We start from the raw sequence: 14,139 nt of genomic DNA on the forward strand, positions 1-14,139 counted from the left end.
TTTTCCTATATCACAAGCACTAAAGCACTAATTAATAAATTTAAAACCGCTAAAGGAATTAAAATCAAATAACACATTCTCATTACTTGATCAGGACGCAGTTGCGGAAAAGCCCCTCTAGCCCAAAAATACCAAAAGAACACAAAAGACACTTTCAAAAGCATCATAATAGCCCCTGGTATAATCCAAAAATCATTAAATCCACCTAAAAACAAAAGCGATATCATAATCGCTCCGGTGATCATGGCTGTATATTCACCAATAAAAAACATACCCCATCTAAGCCCACTATATTCAGTGCCATAACCTGAAACAAGTTCAGTTTCGTTTTCACTTAAACAAAGTGGAGTTCTATTGGTTTCTATAAAAATGGCTATTACAAATAAAATAAAAGCCAAAGGTTGTTTAAAAATAAGCCAAGAAAGTATGCCTTCACTTTGATAATTATTAATATCTACTAAAGATAAAGAACCAACAAGCATTACAACACATACCAAAGAAAGACCTGCAACACTCTCATAAGAAATGATAGAAACAAGCCCTCTTGCCCCACCTAACAATGACCATTTATTATTACTTGCCAAGCCTCCTAAAAAAATAGCATAAAAACTAACCCCGCCCATGCCTATGACAAATAGTAAGGCCACATTAATATCAGCAATAATAGGGCGAATCACTCTACCAAATAAAGTAAATTCAGGAAAAATAGGAATAGCTGCAATTGCCACAAAAGCACAAATTGCTGCGATTAATGGAGCGATTAAAAACACCACTTTTTGAGCATAAGTTGGCACTATATCTTCTTTAGTAAAAAGCTTAATCATATCAGCAACTACTTGAAGCAATCCAAAAGGACCTACCATATCAGGTCCCAAACGACGATGAAATAAAGCTAAAGCCTTTCTTTCAAGATAAGTTGCCAAGCCTGCTAAAGTAGCAAAAATAGCTATAACAAGCACGCATTTGATAATTGTCTCTATAATAAAAAAAGTAATATCACTCATATTTTAGCTCCTGCTTTTTCAAGCCAAACTTTTGCATATCGAGTATTATCAAATAAAGATTTAAAATCAATCTTACTATCATAATCCCCCAAATACGCACCATTTTCTAAAGATTCATCACATTTTACACTTATAGCAATTTGAGTTTTTTCATTTTTTAAAATAACACTATCATCTTGATTTAAATCAAATTTTTGCATTAAATCAGACGATAAAAATAAAGCTCCAACCTCATTAAAAGCTCTATTGCTAAGCTTTGAAAACTGATGAATACGATTTGCATGATATAAGGTTAAATTTCCTTCATTTTGTTCTTTGACTTCTTGGGCGTTTAATATTTTTTCAAACTCAAAATGAGAAAAATCAAGCTCATAGCCTCTATGGTTTACCCCACCATTATCATAATGATTTTCTAACTCATCAAAATCAATTGCCCTAAAGCCTTTATTTTGTGGTAAAAATTTAGTATAGTTGATTGTAAATTCTTCATCAAAACCTAAAGCATTTGCTAAATCATTTAAAAAATAACCTTTAAATTCTAAAGCTGCGTTTGTAGGAACTAATCTTTTGTCATAATTTACAAAGCTACCTTCTTGTTGATTTAAACTAGAACTTGCAAGATCAAAATGCCCATCATAAGAAAAAGTAAAATCACCTTTTTCATTATAACCTAGTGTTTTTCCCGCTTGAAAATCTTGACTTAAATCACAAATCAAACTCACACCTAAAGTATTAGTGCAAGTTGGATTTAAAAAGACTTTAAAATCAGTATATTTTTGCACCAAAGCACAAAGTTTTGCTAGCTTTGCACTTTGCTCATCATAGTAAAAATCACTTCCTATAATAAGTGTAAATTTTTGCTTTTTAGCTAATAAAGTTTCTAAAATATCCTCATCTATGCCAAGATTTTTCGCATAATTTGATCTTTGCACTTCTATGCTTTTTTTAATTTTTTTAGGCACAAGCTTTTTAACTTCTTCTATAATAGTGTCACCATTTTCATTTTGCTTTTCTATCTTTTCAATAACTTCTTCATTAATAGTTTCTTCTATTTCTTTAGTGCCTTGGTAATACGCATTTTCTAATGTATTTTTAAAATCTTGCGGAAACTCTTTAGTAAATTTTTGCAAGATAAATAATAAAATATTTTCATTATCTTTAATATCATGATTAATCTGCAAGAAATTTTTAGAGTATTTATCCACACCCTTATCTTTTATAGGGTGAAAATATAGCCCTGCACCTTTATTCATCACTAAAGCATTATTAACTTTATATCCTAGCGTTGGCGCATCATAGCGTAAAAATGAACCTACGATGATTAAAAAATCACTTTGAGTGATATCATCTGTATTTGCATTATACATTGCATTTGCATTTTGATAAAAACAAGCTAGAAAATCTTGGAATTTTTTAGCTTCATAATTTATAAGATTAAGATTAAATTTTTTACTTAAATTTTGCAAGATTAAAGCTTCTTCGTTAGTAATAAAACTATTAAATAAAATATTTTTTATTTCATCATTTTTTATCATATTTACTAGTTTTTCAAAGGCTTTTTCATCTTTACCTTGAACTTCATTTTGGGTATTAAAACCATATCTTGCAGCTTTATTTAGCGTAGCAAAAGCAAAATCATTACTCACTCTATAAATTTTTTCTTTTTGATTATTAATACTAGTTTGTTTAATATCATAATACATCAACTCACAATCACTAGAATGTGGATTGCTAGCTGGAATTTTCTTTAATTCCCAAGCATTAGATGTATATTGAAAAGCCGAACCCACCAAGGCTCCTGTTGGGCATACACTTGTACATTCTCCACAAAAAGAACAATCAAGCATATCACCACTACTTGGCGCAATTAAACTCTTTTGAAATTTAGTCCAAATCGCTAGCGCGTCTTTACTCATACTCTCTTTAAAGCTTACATCGGGCGCGTTTGCTCCTCTTGGAGTAGTTTTTAAAGCGCTTTCTCCTATTTTATCTTTACAAACTGTGATACATCTTTCACATACTATACATAAAGCTGGATCATAATTAATCTCGCCCCATTTTTTATGCTCTTTATGGGTATCTTTAATCCAATAATTTTGCACATTTACTCTTGCTTTATGTGTAAAGTTTTGAAGCTCACATTCACCAGATTTATCACACACCCCACATTGTAAAGGGTGGTTGATACAATATGCTTGCATGATAGCATTGCGCTCATCCCATAAATTTGGCAAATCACTCTCTACTACCATACCTTCTTTAACTTTAGTATTGCAAGAATAAACCTTTTTACCATCAGCTTCTACCATACACATACGACATGCAAGTGTTGGAGAACAACCATTTAAATAACAAATTGCAGGAATGAAAATATCATTTTTTCTTGCGACATTTAAGATATACTCACCCTCATTTGCCTCACATTCTATACCATTAATGATAACTTTCATTTTATAACCTTAACTTGAGCTTTTGAAAAAGCAAAACCAGCGCTTTCATAATCAAACAAAGCCACCGTGCCTTTTAAATCATGATTGATTTTTATTATAGTTGTAAATTCTTGAGTGTTTATTTTTAAATTAATTTTATCCTCATCTTTAACCTTAGCAATCAAAGCAAAAGATGGAGAACAATGCAAATTTTTATCCCCTAAAGGTGCTTGCATGATGATAGTTCCATCAAAATTATCAAGTTCTAAAAGTGCACTAAAAGAATTTTGTATTGACAAATTTTCTTCATTTTCATTAGAGCAAATTAGCAAAAGATTAAATTTATGACAAAGTTTTTCTAAAAAATACTTAATATTTTCAAAGTCTTTATGTTGGTATAAATTTTCATCAAAAATAATACACTTTGCTTCTTTTAAAAACTCCAAAATCTCTAAAGCCTCTTCTTCGCCAAAGCAAGATTCAGCACTTAAATAACCCTCATCAAGCTCGTTAAATTCAGCCTCTAAACTCATCTTACAAAGTAATGCAAGCACGAAAGGCACACTTGCAATCTCGCATTTATAAAAGCTTGCTTTTAAAATTTTATCTTCTATGCAGGAAATATTGTAATTTTTACTTTTGTTAAGCTTAGCACAAAGTGAAGGATTTTTTAAAGAAAGTAAATCCACAAAACACAAAGCATTTAAGCCTTCTTGATATTTTGCTAATTTCATTGTCCTACCTTTTTAAAAACTATAGTCCAATCTACTTGATTAAATTTTAAAGAATTTAAAAGTTCACAATTTTGCTCTTTTATGAAAGCAAAACTTTTTTCTACATTAGAAAAATCTCCTATTTCAAACAAAACCACTAAAACTTCACCCATATAGGCTTTTTGAATGATTTGCTCTAAATCCTTAAATAAATCTTGACTTTTTCTTAAATCCACGCGTCTCATCGGTCTATCTCACCTAAAACTATATTAATACTTCCTAAAATAGCCACTGCATCAGCCAAATACGATCCTACAAGCATTTCTTCTAAAAACGCACAGTGAAAAAAACTTGGGGTTCTAGCTCTTAATCTATATGGCCTACCGCTACCATCTGAGTGAATAAAAAACCCAAGTTCGCCTTTTGGACTTTCAGTTGGCACATACACCTCGCCTTTTGGTGGCTTTAAGCCTTGGGTTACTAGGACAAAATGTTGCATAAGTGAATAATTTTGCGTCATGATTTGCTCTTTTGAAGCGCTTACATACTCAGGATGATTGCATAAAATCTCAGGTGGAGTATCTTGATAGAGCTTAGCACATTGAACTAAAATTTTCAAACTTTCTCTAAATTCTTGCATATAAACTTTATATCTTGCATAAGAATCACCCATTTTAGCCACAGGTACGCCAAAATCTACCTCATCATAAAGCAAATAAGGCTCTTCTTTTCTAACATCATAAGCAATGCCACTTCCTCTTAGCATAACCCCGCTACAACCCCAACTTAGCGCTTGTTCTTTACTTACCACTCCTACATTTTCAGTTCTTGCACGCCAAATTCTATTATCATCAAGCAAGGCTTCATAATCTTTTATATCATTTAGAAATTTATTGCAAAATGCTAAAAGTTCATCTAAAAAACCTTCAGGTAAATCAAGCATTACCCCACCTATTCTCATAGATGAATGTGTAAGTCTTGCCCCGCAATATTTTTCTATTAGATCAAGCACATATTCACGCTCTCTAAAGCAGTATAAAAATACTGTCATCGCACCAATATCAAGAGCATGTGTAGCAAGCCATAACAAATGCGAAGCAATGCGGTTTAACTCAAGCAAAATCATCCTTATCACACTTGCTCTGCGTGGAATTTCCAAACCGCAAAGTTTTTCCACAGCAGCTACATAGGCATAATTATTTGCACTAGCTGCGATATAATCCATTCTATCAGTAGTTGGGATAAACTCTTGATAGATCATATTTTCAGCCATTTTTTCCATACCACGATGCATATAGCCTATACAAGGAGCAGCCTTGGTAATTTCTTCTCCATCAAGTTCTAAAATAAGGCGTAAATTCCCATGAGCACTTGGATGTTGGGGACCAAGATTTACTATCATAGTACCATCTTCACGCTCAAAGCTTATATTTTCATAATAAGGTTTTAATTTAGTAGAAATTTGCATTTTATCTTCTCTTATCTAAAATTTTTACTTGCGTTCTTTTGGCTTTTTTCACAAAAGGCACGCCACCTTCTTCTTGATATTCTTGTAGGTATTTATCTTCTCTTGAGGCTTCGCCTTTACCAACCTCATGATAAATTCTGCTAAAGTTTAGCGTGTCTTTTTCATCTACAAAACCTGGATCTCTATTTTCCTCTCCTACTACCTCGCGGTATTCTTTTCCAAAAATTTTATCTATCTCATACCATTTAGCAAATTCATCACCATGCAAAGGATAGCTTTTCAAAAAAGGATTTCCATACCAATCATCAGGCATTAAAAGTCTTTTTAAATTCGGATGATTGATGATGAAAATCCCAAACATATCATATATTTCTCTCTCACACCAGTTAGCACCCTTAAAAACACTCATAACACTTTGAAGTTTTTCTTTTAAACCAACGAGAGTCTTTACTCTCACTCTTAAATTTTTCTCCATATTTAAAAGCTGATAATATACTTCAAAACCTTGTTTTTGAGCAACAAAATCAATCGCACTTGCATCAGTAAAACAACTATAACCTAAATTTTTAAGCTTGCTAAGAATAGCAACATTATCATCTTTGCTTATCTCAATCACCCAAAAATCAAGCTCTATAAAAGAATTTTTTAACTCAAATTCTTGGTTTAAGATTTGATGATCACTCTCAAAAACACTATTCTCTGTGCTTAGTTTTTTAGTTGCAGGTGCATGGTAAAATCTATCTTCATAATAATTTTTTAGCTGAGCATTTTTCTTATCGCTATATTTTCTCATCATATAAGCCTTTTTGGAGCTATTTTTCTACTTGCTTTTTCTTTACGAATTCTTTTTTGTAAAATCATCAAAGCAAATTGAAAAGTTTCGGGGCGTGGGGCACAACCTGGCACATAAATATCAACAGGAATGATTCTATCTACCCCTTGAACAGTAGAATAGGTATTAAACATACCACCAGTATTTGCACAAGAACCCATAGAAATAACCCATTTAGGATCAGGCATTTGATCATAAAGTCTTCTTGTAAATTCAGCGTGTTTTTTGCTTAAAGTACCCGCTATAATCATTACTTCAGATTGTCTTGGACTTGCTCTAAAAATCGTTCCAAATCTATCAAAATCATATCTTGCACCACCTGCTGCCATCATTTCAATAGCACAACAAGCAAGCCCATAAGATAGCGCCCATAAAGAATTACTCCTACCCCATTGCACTAACTTATCAACCGTAGTTAAAACAACTGGCGCATTGCTCATTTTTTGATACTCTGCCATGCGAATGCTCCTTTTTTATAAGCGTATAAAAAACCTATTGCAAGCAATAAAATAAAAATAAATACTTCCACTAAGGCAAATAAAGATAAGCCGTATTTTGAAAGCTCTGCGGTTAAATCTTTAAAAATCACCGCCCAAGGAAATAAAAACACCACTTCAATATCAAGCAAAATAAAAATCAAAGCAAAAACAAAAAATTGAGAATTGATTTTATTTGCTTGCTTAGAAGCCATAGGCCCACATTCATAAATTCCGAGTCCGAGTTTTTTTCTATTATGAGAGGCGAGTTTGGAGCCTATTTTAGAAGAAATATACACCAAAGTAAAAAATATAACACTTGCGATAACAAGCATTGCAAAGATGCCAAAGTATTGATGCTCTATAGTTGCGTGCGTCATAATAAACCTTTTATTCAAGCATAATTAAAATTTATTTTACTTTAACTTAGCTATATAAAAACTTATTATCAAAAAAATAAATTTTATGATATTTCAAAATGAAACAATTTTTATCTTTATTGCAAAAACACTTTTTTATGGCATATATCTTGTAAGATTTTTTCTTGATGAGAAATAAATATATAAGTAATATCATGCGTTTTTTGAAAAGCATACAAGTAGTTTAAAATTTTATAAGCAGTCACTATATCAAGCGCTGCTGTGATTTCATCTAAAATAAGCAATTTTGGCTTTAAAAGCAAAGCTCTAATCAAACCTAATCTTTGACTTTGACCACCACTTAGCTTAGAGGGTTTTAAATTTAAAATATCTTTTTCAAGCTCAAAAGCATCAAAAAGCTTAAAAAGCTCTTCAAAATCGGGCTTAAGTTTAAAATTTTCATACACATCAAGTAAAAGTCTTTTAGTGCTTTTGTAAGGATTTAAAGCCAGCTTTTGATCTTGGAAAATATATTGAATTTTTTGGCGTAATTTTCTTTGAGCGTTAAAATCTAAATTTAATATACTTTCATTTTCAAACAAAACTTCTCCAGTATTTGCGCGTTCAAGCATACAAAGAATTTTAGCCAAGGTGCTTTTTCCACTACCACTTTCCCCACAAAGCAATAAATTTTCATTTTGATTTAAAGCAAAACTCACATCTTTAAAAACAAAAATTTCTTCTTCTTTTAAATACCAGTGTTTTTTAAATTTATAAGATTTGCTTAAATTTTTAACTTCTAAAAACATTTTCATTCTCAAAATAATTTAACAATTCTTTGGCAAAAATACCTTTTGGATTGTTTAAAAACTCTTTCATAGGCATTTGATAAAGCAAAGTTTTATCTTCTATGATGGCCACCTCATCGCAAAGCTCTTTGGCTAAATTTATATCATGCGTGATGAAAATGAGATTTTTAAATTGTGCTTTTAACTCTTTTAAAATAGTGATGATTTTTTCTTCATTAGCCCTATCAAGAGAACTTGTAATCTCATCACACAATAAATACTTAGCTTCGCTTAACAAAGCTAGCGCTATTTGAACACGTCTTGCCATACCACCACTTAACTGATATATAAAAGAATGCCACAAAAGATCATGATTTTTAAGTCCTAAACACTCAAAATAATAAAAGGCCTTTTCTTTAATCTCTTTTGTGCTTAAACTCGTATGAGTTTTTAAAACTATATTAAAATAACTCCCTATATCAACAAGAGGATAAAAACTCCCATAAACATCTTGAAAAAGCAAATTTACCTTAGCTCTTAATGCATTTAGCTCTTTTTCTTTTAAATTTAAAATATCTTTTTGATTTATCTGAAATTTTTGTGCATTGAGTTTATAGTGTTTATCAAAAAGCTTAATCATACTTTTTAAAAGCAAGCTTTTTCCTGCTCCACTTTTACCCATGATAGCCAAAGCTTTGCCATCTTCTAAATTAAGATTTACATCCTTTAGTAAGATTTTATCTTTAAAACTAAGGTTAAGATTTGAAATTTCTATCATGCTTTAATCTCTTCTTGTAAATCATTGCCCAAAGCAAGCAAAGGCAAAATAAGCATAAGTATAAAGGCTACTGGAAAAACTATCATCCACCAAAACCCTAAAAACACGGCCTTACTTGCTTCATTTAGCATATTTCCTAAACTTGGAGTCCAAAGCTCTACACCCAAACCAAAAAAACTCAAAGTGGCTTCACTTGTAATAGCATGAGCGATATTTAAAACAAAAAGCACAAAAAGCAAATTCCAACAAGCAGGCAAAAGCTCGCTAAATAAAGCTTTCATCTTGCTAGAACCTAAAATGATAGCATTTTGATAAAACTCAAGTTTTTGAAATTTATTAAGCTGAGTATCAAGCACCTTTGCCACAAAAGCAAAATGCCCCAAAGCTATGATAAAAATCATACTCCACAAAGATCCTGCCAAAAAGCTTTGAAAAAACATAATCACAAGCAAAGAAGGTAGTGCCAAAAGCATATCAATCACCCTAGCGAAAAAAGCATAGGCAAAAAATCTTGTTAAAAACACATAAACACAAGCAAAAAGCACACTAAAAAATGCTGCCATTACCCCTACAAATAAAGAAACACGCAAGGCATATAAAATACGCGTAAAAACATCCCTACCAAGTAAATCTGTGCCAAAAATATGACTTAAATTTGGGGCTATTTTAGCCTTACTTAAATCCACTAAATTTGGATCATAAAAACTTATTAAAGGTGCAAAAAGTGCTAAAATAAAACTTAGCAAAATCATCATCACGCAAAACTTACGCATTAGCAAACCTTGGATTAATCATCTTACAAATTATTTCTACGATCAAATTTACAAGCACCACCACTAAAATGCTAAAAATCACCACAGCCAAAACCACAGGATAGTCTTTAAACAATATGCTTTTAATTACCAAATTTCCCACACCCTCATAAGAAAACACACTTTCTACTATATAAGTTCCCATTAAAAAACTCACAAAAGAAGCACCAAAATACGCAAGTATAGAACCAAAAGCATCTTTTAACACAAAGTGCAAATAAATTCTTGTTTTGCTAAGCCCTCTTGCAAAAGCACTTTCTATAAAGCTTTGATTTAAACTATCAATCAAACTTGTCCTTATAAAACGCACAAAAACAGCTAAATGCGAAAGCACTAAAGCACATACTGGTAAAAACAAATGCCACAAACGATTAAACACATCATCTTCAAAACCAATATCAGCAATAGCCGAACTTGGAAAAAGCTTAAAAAATACAGCAAAAACTAAAATAAGCATTAATGATAAAGAAAAAGCAGGCAATGCAAAAAAACTCATCGTTAAAAAAGTGATAAATTTATCTAAAAAGCTATCTTTATAAAGAACACAAAAAAGTGCTAAAACCAAAGATAACACAAAAAGTATAAAAAAAGCTAAACTCCCCAGTATGATGGTATAAGGAAGCTTTTCTTTTAAAATTTCACTAACTTTTTCTCCGCTGATTAAAGAGTAGGAAAAGTCGCCTTTTAAGGCATTAAAAAGCCAATTTTCATACTGCTCTAATAAGGGCTTGTCTAAATTTAAATTACGCTCGATTTCTTCTTTTATTTTAATACTAGTTCCTTGAGGCACACTAGCAAAAACCACACTTCCTTTAGCATGATAAATCATCACAAAGCATAAAAAACTTGCAAAAATCATCAAAAAAAACGCCCATAAAAGGCGTTTAAAAATGAGTTTTAACACTAATTTTTGCTCCACTCATAAGCATTCCAAGTAAAACCTACCCCATGGTGACCTAAAATGTGAGGTTTTATACCTTGGATATTTTTAGCAAAAACTAAAGGATAATCAATATAAGCTATAAATAAAAATGCAGGATCTTTATATAAAGCATCAATAAATTCTTTATAGTGTTTTTTTCTTTCATTTACATCAAGCGAATTTCTAGCCTTTGTTAAAGCCTCATCAACTTTAGCATTTTGATAATGACCAAAATTCCATCCACTTGAGTTTAAAGCACTATCTTGAGAGCTTGCAAAAACTCTAAATGTATGAAAATCAGGATCATAAGGACTACCCCAACCCACTAAAAAGCTATCAATTTTCGTATAATCAAAACTTCCACTTGGCTTAGCTACCGCTTTTGCTTTTATGCCAAGCTTTAAAAACTCACTTTGCAAGATATTTACCAAAGCCACTCTTAGTGGATCTTCACTCATAGCATACATTTCAAAGCTAAATTCTTTGCCATTTTTTTCTAAAATTCCATTCTTATTTTTCACAAAGCCCGCTTTTGCTAAAAGCTCATTTGCTTTTTTTACATCATAAGCATAGCTTGCAAATTCTTTAGGATTTGCCCATGATTTTTCTAAAGGATGATTTGCTACCTTTCCAAAAGAATGCAAAAGTGAATTTATAATAGCTTGTTTATCAATAGCATAATTTAGCGCTAAACGCACATTTTGATCTTTTAAAAACTCATGGTTAAGATTAAACATCAAAGCACGGTAATCAGCCGAAGGTTCTATAAGCATTTTAAAGTTTTTATCATTTTCAAAATTTGAAGCTAGGGCAAAATCAACCAAAGCTACATCAATAGAACCATTTTTAAGCTCAATTGCGCTAATACTTGGATCTTTAATGTGTTTTAGTATGAGTTTTGGTGTTTTTACCTTAGCTAAATGATAATTTTCATTTGCTTCTAAGATCATGTATTGACCTTGTTTCCATTGCTTTAGCTTATAAGATCCTGTTCCTATAGGCATTTGATTAAATTTAGTGGTGTTTAAATTTTCTTTTTCAAGCAAGTGTTTTGGTAAAATCCCTACACTCAAAGCGTCTAAAAATGCAGGAAAAGGCTTTGAAAGTGTGATAGACAAGTGATAATCATCGATGATTTTTACTTCCTTAACCGCATCAAAATTTACTTTTGAAGGTGAATTTAGCTTCTCATCTTTTAAAGCATTTATACTAAATTCCACATCTTTAGCACTAAATTTAGCCCCATCATGCCATAACACATCATCTCTTAAAGTAAATTCATAAACAAGCCCATCCTTGCTAACTTTCCAAGAACTAGCAAGATCAGGCGCTAAGTTCATATTCTCATCAAAGCGTGTAAGCCCTGAAAACACAAGAGCAATCGCCACATCGTGATCTTCACTAAAAAGAGGATTAATACGCTCTGGTTCATTCTCCACTGCTATAACAATCGTATCTTTTGGCGTAGCAGCAAAAAGATTTAAAGCACAAAAAAGCATTAAAAAAAATCGCAACATAATTTTCCTTTCTTTTGAAATAAATTTTAATTATAGTATTTTTAATCATAAGCTTTAGTAAAAATTTCATTTTTATCATCAAATAAAAGTTGCAAATACCTCTCATATTGCTTTAGTATATCTACGATGATTTCTTGTTCATTTAAATACTCTATATTATAACCATTACGCGAATCAGCAAAGAAAGTCTGTGGCTCAAAAATAAATTCTTTAGAATAAGTTGGCATAAATTTATCATCGATTATGCTTTGACTTGCTTGTTTTTTTACCACTTGCACTCCATAGATAAAATCTTTTGCAAATTCTTTTTTTATAATCAAACTTATGCTTGATTTTTCTTGAACAATTTGTGTTTTTAAGCCATAGTTTTTTAGACTTTGATCAAGCAACTCCATAGCATTTTTAACTTTAGTATTTAAGAAATTTTGTATGTCTTGTTCTTTACTTTGTTTTAAAATTCTAGCTAGTCTTTCTTGCCAAAATTCCCCTGAAAAATACACACTACTTTGACTAAGCTTAGTTAAAGAGTAATTTACATCTACGATTAAACCTTTAAGCAGTGAAAAACACATCAAGCAAAGCAAAAAAGCAAAAGGTAAGGCCACTATCATAGTGATACTTAAAATCGCTCCCAAACCACCTGAATACAGCAAAGAAGTAGCTAAAAGTGCAAGTATAAAACCCCAAAGGATATTTTGCCATTTATATGGCTCATGAGCTCCGCCACTGCTTAAAGAATTTAACACAAATATCCCGCTATCTGCTGAAGTGATAAAAAACAAAGCTAAAACCAAAAGCGCAAGCAAAGAGCTAAAATAAGAAAAAGAAAAATTTTGTAAAAAATAAAAAAGCAAACTTTCAGGTGCTGAAGTAAAAGGACTTAAGATATCATTGAAATTTAAAGCACTATTACCAAAAATGCTAAACCAAAGTATATTAAAACTAGTAGGCACCACAAGCACACCAAAGATAAATTCCCTTATCGTTCTACCGCGAGAAATTTTAGCGATGAAAAAGCCCACAAAAGGCGCCCAACTAAGCCACCAAGCCCAATAATAAATAGTCCAGTTATTAAACCACTCTATATGTTCTTTTTCATAATAATAAGTCTTAAAACTCAAAGAAATTAAATTTTGCAAATAATTGCCAATATTAGAGCTAAATTGCGAAAGAATTTGAATGGTGTTGGTTGAAAAAAGCACAAAAAGCATTAAACACACCGCAAAAACCAAATTTGCCTCGCTTAAAATTTTTAAGCCCTTTGTCAAACCGCTAATCGATGAAAGCGTAGCTAAAGAAATGATGATGATTATAATCACGCTTTGTTCTAAAAAGCTTTGCTCGTTTAAAATACCTAAATTTAAAAAGCCAGCATTAAGCTGAGAAGCACTATAGCCAAGCGTAGTGCTAATACCAAAAACCGTGACAATCAAAGCTAGCATATCGACTAAATTTCCCCAAAAGCCATAAATTTTGTCTTTAAGCAAAGGGTAAAAAGCACTACGCAAGCTAAGAGGCATTTTATATCTAAAACCAAAATACGCCATAGCCAAAGCACACACCCCATAAATAGCCCATGGGTGAATTCCCCAGTGAAAGATAGTATGTAGCATAGCTTCTTCATCGCTTGTTTGCAAGGCTTTTTTATGTATAAGAGGTTCAGCCACACCAAAATACATAAGCCCCACACCCATACCCGTAGCAAAAAGCATAGCAAGCCAAGAAGTAAATTTAAAATGAGGTTTTTCATCATCATCGCCGAGCTTGATATCGCCAAATTTTGAAAGTGCGAGTGCTAGCATAAAACACAAAAAAAACTTACACTTAGTATATAAAACCATGAAAAATTTGCAAAAATCCCGCTTTTGATATGATTGATAAAATCATTTGTAAGCTTAGGTAAGAAAATACAACTAAGACTTAAGATGATTATGATGCTAATACTTGGAATAAAAACTGATTTTTTAAAACTTGTCTTTAGCATGGCACTCCTTTTTTGGATAATTTTCATTATACCATAAGCTAAAAACGAGCAAAATTT

15 protein-coding genes are annotated in these 14,139 nt (G+C 31.6%); all 15 read right to left on the reverse strand.

Features of this window, described 5'->3' with window-relative positions; translation table 11 throughout:
* Window positions 1-5 precede the first annotated feature (5 nt).
* The 15 genes from nuoH to CD56_RS08430 all read right to left on the reverse strand — a co-directional run bounded on the left by nuoH (window position 6) and on the right by CD56_RS08430 (window position 14,082).
* The gene (gene nuoH / locus CD56_RS07315; protein ID WP_039619340.1) at window positions 6-1,004 is read right to left on the reverse strand and encodes an NADH-quinone oxidoreductase subunit NuoH; all 999 of its coding nucleotides are present in this window, start codon (window positions 1,002-1,004) and stop codon (window positions 6-8) included.
* A complete protein-coding gene (locus tag CD56_RS07320) occupies window positions 1,001-3,454 on the reverse strand; it encodes an NADH-quinone oxidoreductase subunit G (protein ID WP_047208666.1) in 2,454 nt (817 codons plus the stop codon). Before CD56_RS07320 ends, nuoH begins: the two co-directional genes overlap by 4 nt.
* Complete coding sequence (locus CD56_RS07325; RefSeq protein ID WP_039619344.1) at window positions 3,451-4,167, reverse strand: hypothetical protein; 717 nt, start codon at window positions 4,165-4,167, stop codon at window positions 3,451-3,453. The genes CD56_RS07320 and CD56_RS07325 overlap by 4 nt, the downstream gene beginning before the upstream one ends.
* Window positions 4,164-4,391: an NADH-ubiquinone oxidoreductase subunit E family protein gene (locus tag CD56_RS07330; RefSeq protein ID WP_039619346.1), complete on the reverse strand. Its 228-nt coding sequence runs from the start codon at window positions 4,389-4,391 to the stop codon at window positions 4,164-4,166. Before CD56_RS07330 ends, CD56_RS07325 begins: the two co-directional genes overlap by 4 nt.
* Window positions 4,388-5,614, reverse strand: coding sequence for an NADH dehydrogenase (quinone) subunit D (nuoD, locus tag CD56_RS07335; protein WP_047208667.1), 1,227 nt, complete (start codon window positions 5,612-5,614; stop codon window positions 4,388-4,390). Before nuoD ends, CD56_RS07330 begins: the two co-directional genes overlap by 4 nt.
* A gap of 1 nt (window position 5,615) precedes the next feature.
* Window positions 5,616-6,407 (reverse strand): NADH-quinone oxidoreductase subunit C, encoded by a 792-nt coding sequence (locus CD56_RS07340; protein ID WP_039619349.1) that lies wholly within the window; start codon window positions 6,405-6,407, stop codon window positions 5,616-5,618.
* Entirely contained in the window at window positions 6,407-6,904 is a 498-nt protein-coding gene (locus CD56_RS07345) for a NuoB/complex I 20 kDa subunit family protein (RefSeq protein ID WP_039619352.1), read from the reverse strand. The genes CD56_RS07340 and CD56_RS07345 overlap by 1 nt, the downstream gene beginning before the upstream one ends.
* The gene (locus CD56_RS07350) at window positions 6,883-7,302 is read right to left on the reverse strand and encodes an NAD(P)H-quinone oxidoreductase subunit 3 (RefSeq protein WP_039619354.1); all 420 of its coding nucleotides are present in this window, start codon (window positions 7,300-7,302) and stop codon (window positions 6,883-6,885) included. The genes CD56_RS07345 and CD56_RS07350 overlap by 22 nt, the downstream gene beginning before the upstream one ends.
* A gap of 116 nt (window positions 7,303-7,418) precedes the next feature.
* Window positions 7,419-8,090, reverse strand: coding sequence for an ATP-binding cassette domain-containing protein (locus tag CD56_RS07355; RefSeq protein ID WP_039619692.1), 672 nt, complete (start codon window positions 8,088-8,090; stop codon window positions 7,419-7,421).
* A complete protein-coding gene (locus tag CD56_RS07360) occupies window positions 8,074-8,847 on the reverse strand; it encodes an ATP-binding cassette domain-containing protein (RefSeq protein ID WP_039619356.1) in 774 nt (257 codons plus the stop codon). Before CD56_RS07360 ends, CD56_RS07355 begins: the two co-directional genes overlap by 17 nt.
* The gene (locus tag CD56_RS07365; protein WP_039619357.1) at window positions 8,844-9,620 is read right to left on the reverse strand and encodes an ABC transporter permease; all 777 of its coding nucleotides are present in this window, start codon (window positions 9,618-9,620) and stop codon (window positions 8,844-8,846) included. Before CD56_RS07365 ends, CD56_RS07360 begins: the two co-directional genes overlap by 4 nt.
* Window positions 9,613-10,551 (reverse strand): ABC transporter permease, encoded by a 939-nt coding sequence (locus CD56_RS07370; protein ID WP_039619694.1) that lies wholly within the window; start codon window positions 10,549-10,551, stop codon window positions 9,613-9,615. The genes CD56_RS07365 and CD56_RS07370 overlap by 8 nt, the downstream gene beginning before the upstream one ends.
* A gap of 11 nt (window positions 10,552-10,562) precedes the next feature.
* Window positions 10,563-12,098, reverse strand: coding sequence for a nickel ABC transporter, periplasmic substrate-binding protein (locus tag CD56_RS07375; RefSeq protein WP_039619359.1), 1,536 nt, complete (start codon window positions 12,096-12,098; stop codon window positions 10,563-10,565).
* A 41-nt stretch (window positions 12,099-12,139) separates the two neighbouring features.
* Window positions 12,140-13,900, reverse strand: coding sequence for a BCCT family transporter (locus tag CD56_RS07380; protein WP_235375834.1), 1,761 nt, complete (start codon window positions 13,898-13,900; stop codon window positions 12,140-12,142).
* Window positions 13,894-14,082, reverse strand: a complete 189-nt coding sequence (locus CD56_RS08430; protein ID WP_235375835.1) for a BCCT family transporter — start codon at window positions 14,080-14,082, stop codon at window positions 13,894-13,896. Before CD56_RS08430 ends, CD56_RS07380 begins: the two co-directional genes overlap by 7 nt.
* Between the last annotated feature and the right edge of the window lie 57 nt (window positions 14,083-14,139).

This window comes from Campylobacter lari (assembly GCF_001017575.1).
Lineage (GTDB): Bacteria > Campylobacterota > Campylobacteria > Campylobacterales > Campylobacteraceae > Campylobacter_D > Campylobacter_D lari_C.

What these genes read in the sequence shown, in the direction of transcription:
- nuoH (WP_039619340.1), bottom strand. Translation starts at nt 1,004, where the DNA reads ATGAGTGATATTACTTTTTTTATTATAGAGACAATTATCAAATGCGTG.
- CD56_RS07320 (WP_047208666.1), bottom strand. Translation starts at nt 3,454, where the DNA reads ATGAAAGTTATCATTAATGGTATAGAATGTGAGGCAAATGAGGGTGAG.
- CD56_RS07325 (WP_039619344.1), bottom strand. Translation starts at nt 4,167, where the DNA reads ATGAAATTAGCAAAATATCAAGAAGGCTTAAATGCTTTGTGTTTTGTG.
- CD56_RS07330 (WP_039619346.1), bottom strand. Translation starts at nt 4,391, where the DNA reads ATGAGACGCGTGGATTTAAGAAAAAGTCAAGATTTATTTAAGGATTTA.
- nuoD (WP_047208667.1), bottom strand. Translation starts at nt 5,614, where the DNA reads ATGCAAATTTCTACTAAATTAAAACCTTATTATGAAAATATAAGCTTT.
- CD56_RS07340 (WP_039619349.1), bottom strand. Translation starts at nt 6,407, where the DNA reads ATGAGAAAATATAGCGATAAGAAAAATGCTCAGCTAAAAAATTATTAT.
- CD56_RS07345 (WP_039619352.1), bottom strand. Translation starts at nt 6,904, where the DNA reads ATGGCAGAGTATCAAAAAATGAGCAATGCGCCAGTTGTTTTAACTACG.
- CD56_RS07350 (WP_039619354.1), bottom strand. Translation starts at nt 7,302, where the DNA reads ATGACGCACGCAACTATAGAGCATCAATACTTTGGCATCTTTGCAATG.
- CD56_RS07355 (WP_039619692.1), bottom strand. Translation starts at nt 8,090, where the DNA reads ATGTTTTTAGAAGTTAAAAATTTAAGCAAATCTTATAAATTTAAAAAA.
- CD56_RS07360 (WP_039619356.1), bottom strand. Translation starts at nt 8,847, where the DNA reads ATGATAGAAATTTCAAATCTTAACCTTAGTTTTAAAGATAAAATCTTA.
- CD56_RS07365 (WP_039619357.1), bottom strand. Translation starts at nt 9,620, where the DNA reads ATGCGTAAGTTTTGCGTGATGATGATTTTGCTAAGTTTTATTTTAGCA.
- CD56_RS07375 (WP_039619359.1), bottom strand. Translation starts at nt 12,098, where the DNA reads ATGTTGCGATTTTTTTTAATGCTTTTTTGTGCTTTAAATCTTTTTGCT.
- CD56_RS07380 (WP_235375834.1), bottom strand. Translation starts at nt 13,900, where the DNA reads ATGCTAGCACTCGCACTTTCAAAATTTGGCGATATCAAGCTCGGCGAT.
- CD56_RS08430 (WP_235375835.1), bottom strand. Translation starts at nt 14,082, where the DNA reads ATGCTAAAGACAAGTTTTAAAAAATCAGTTTTTATTCCAAGTATTAGC.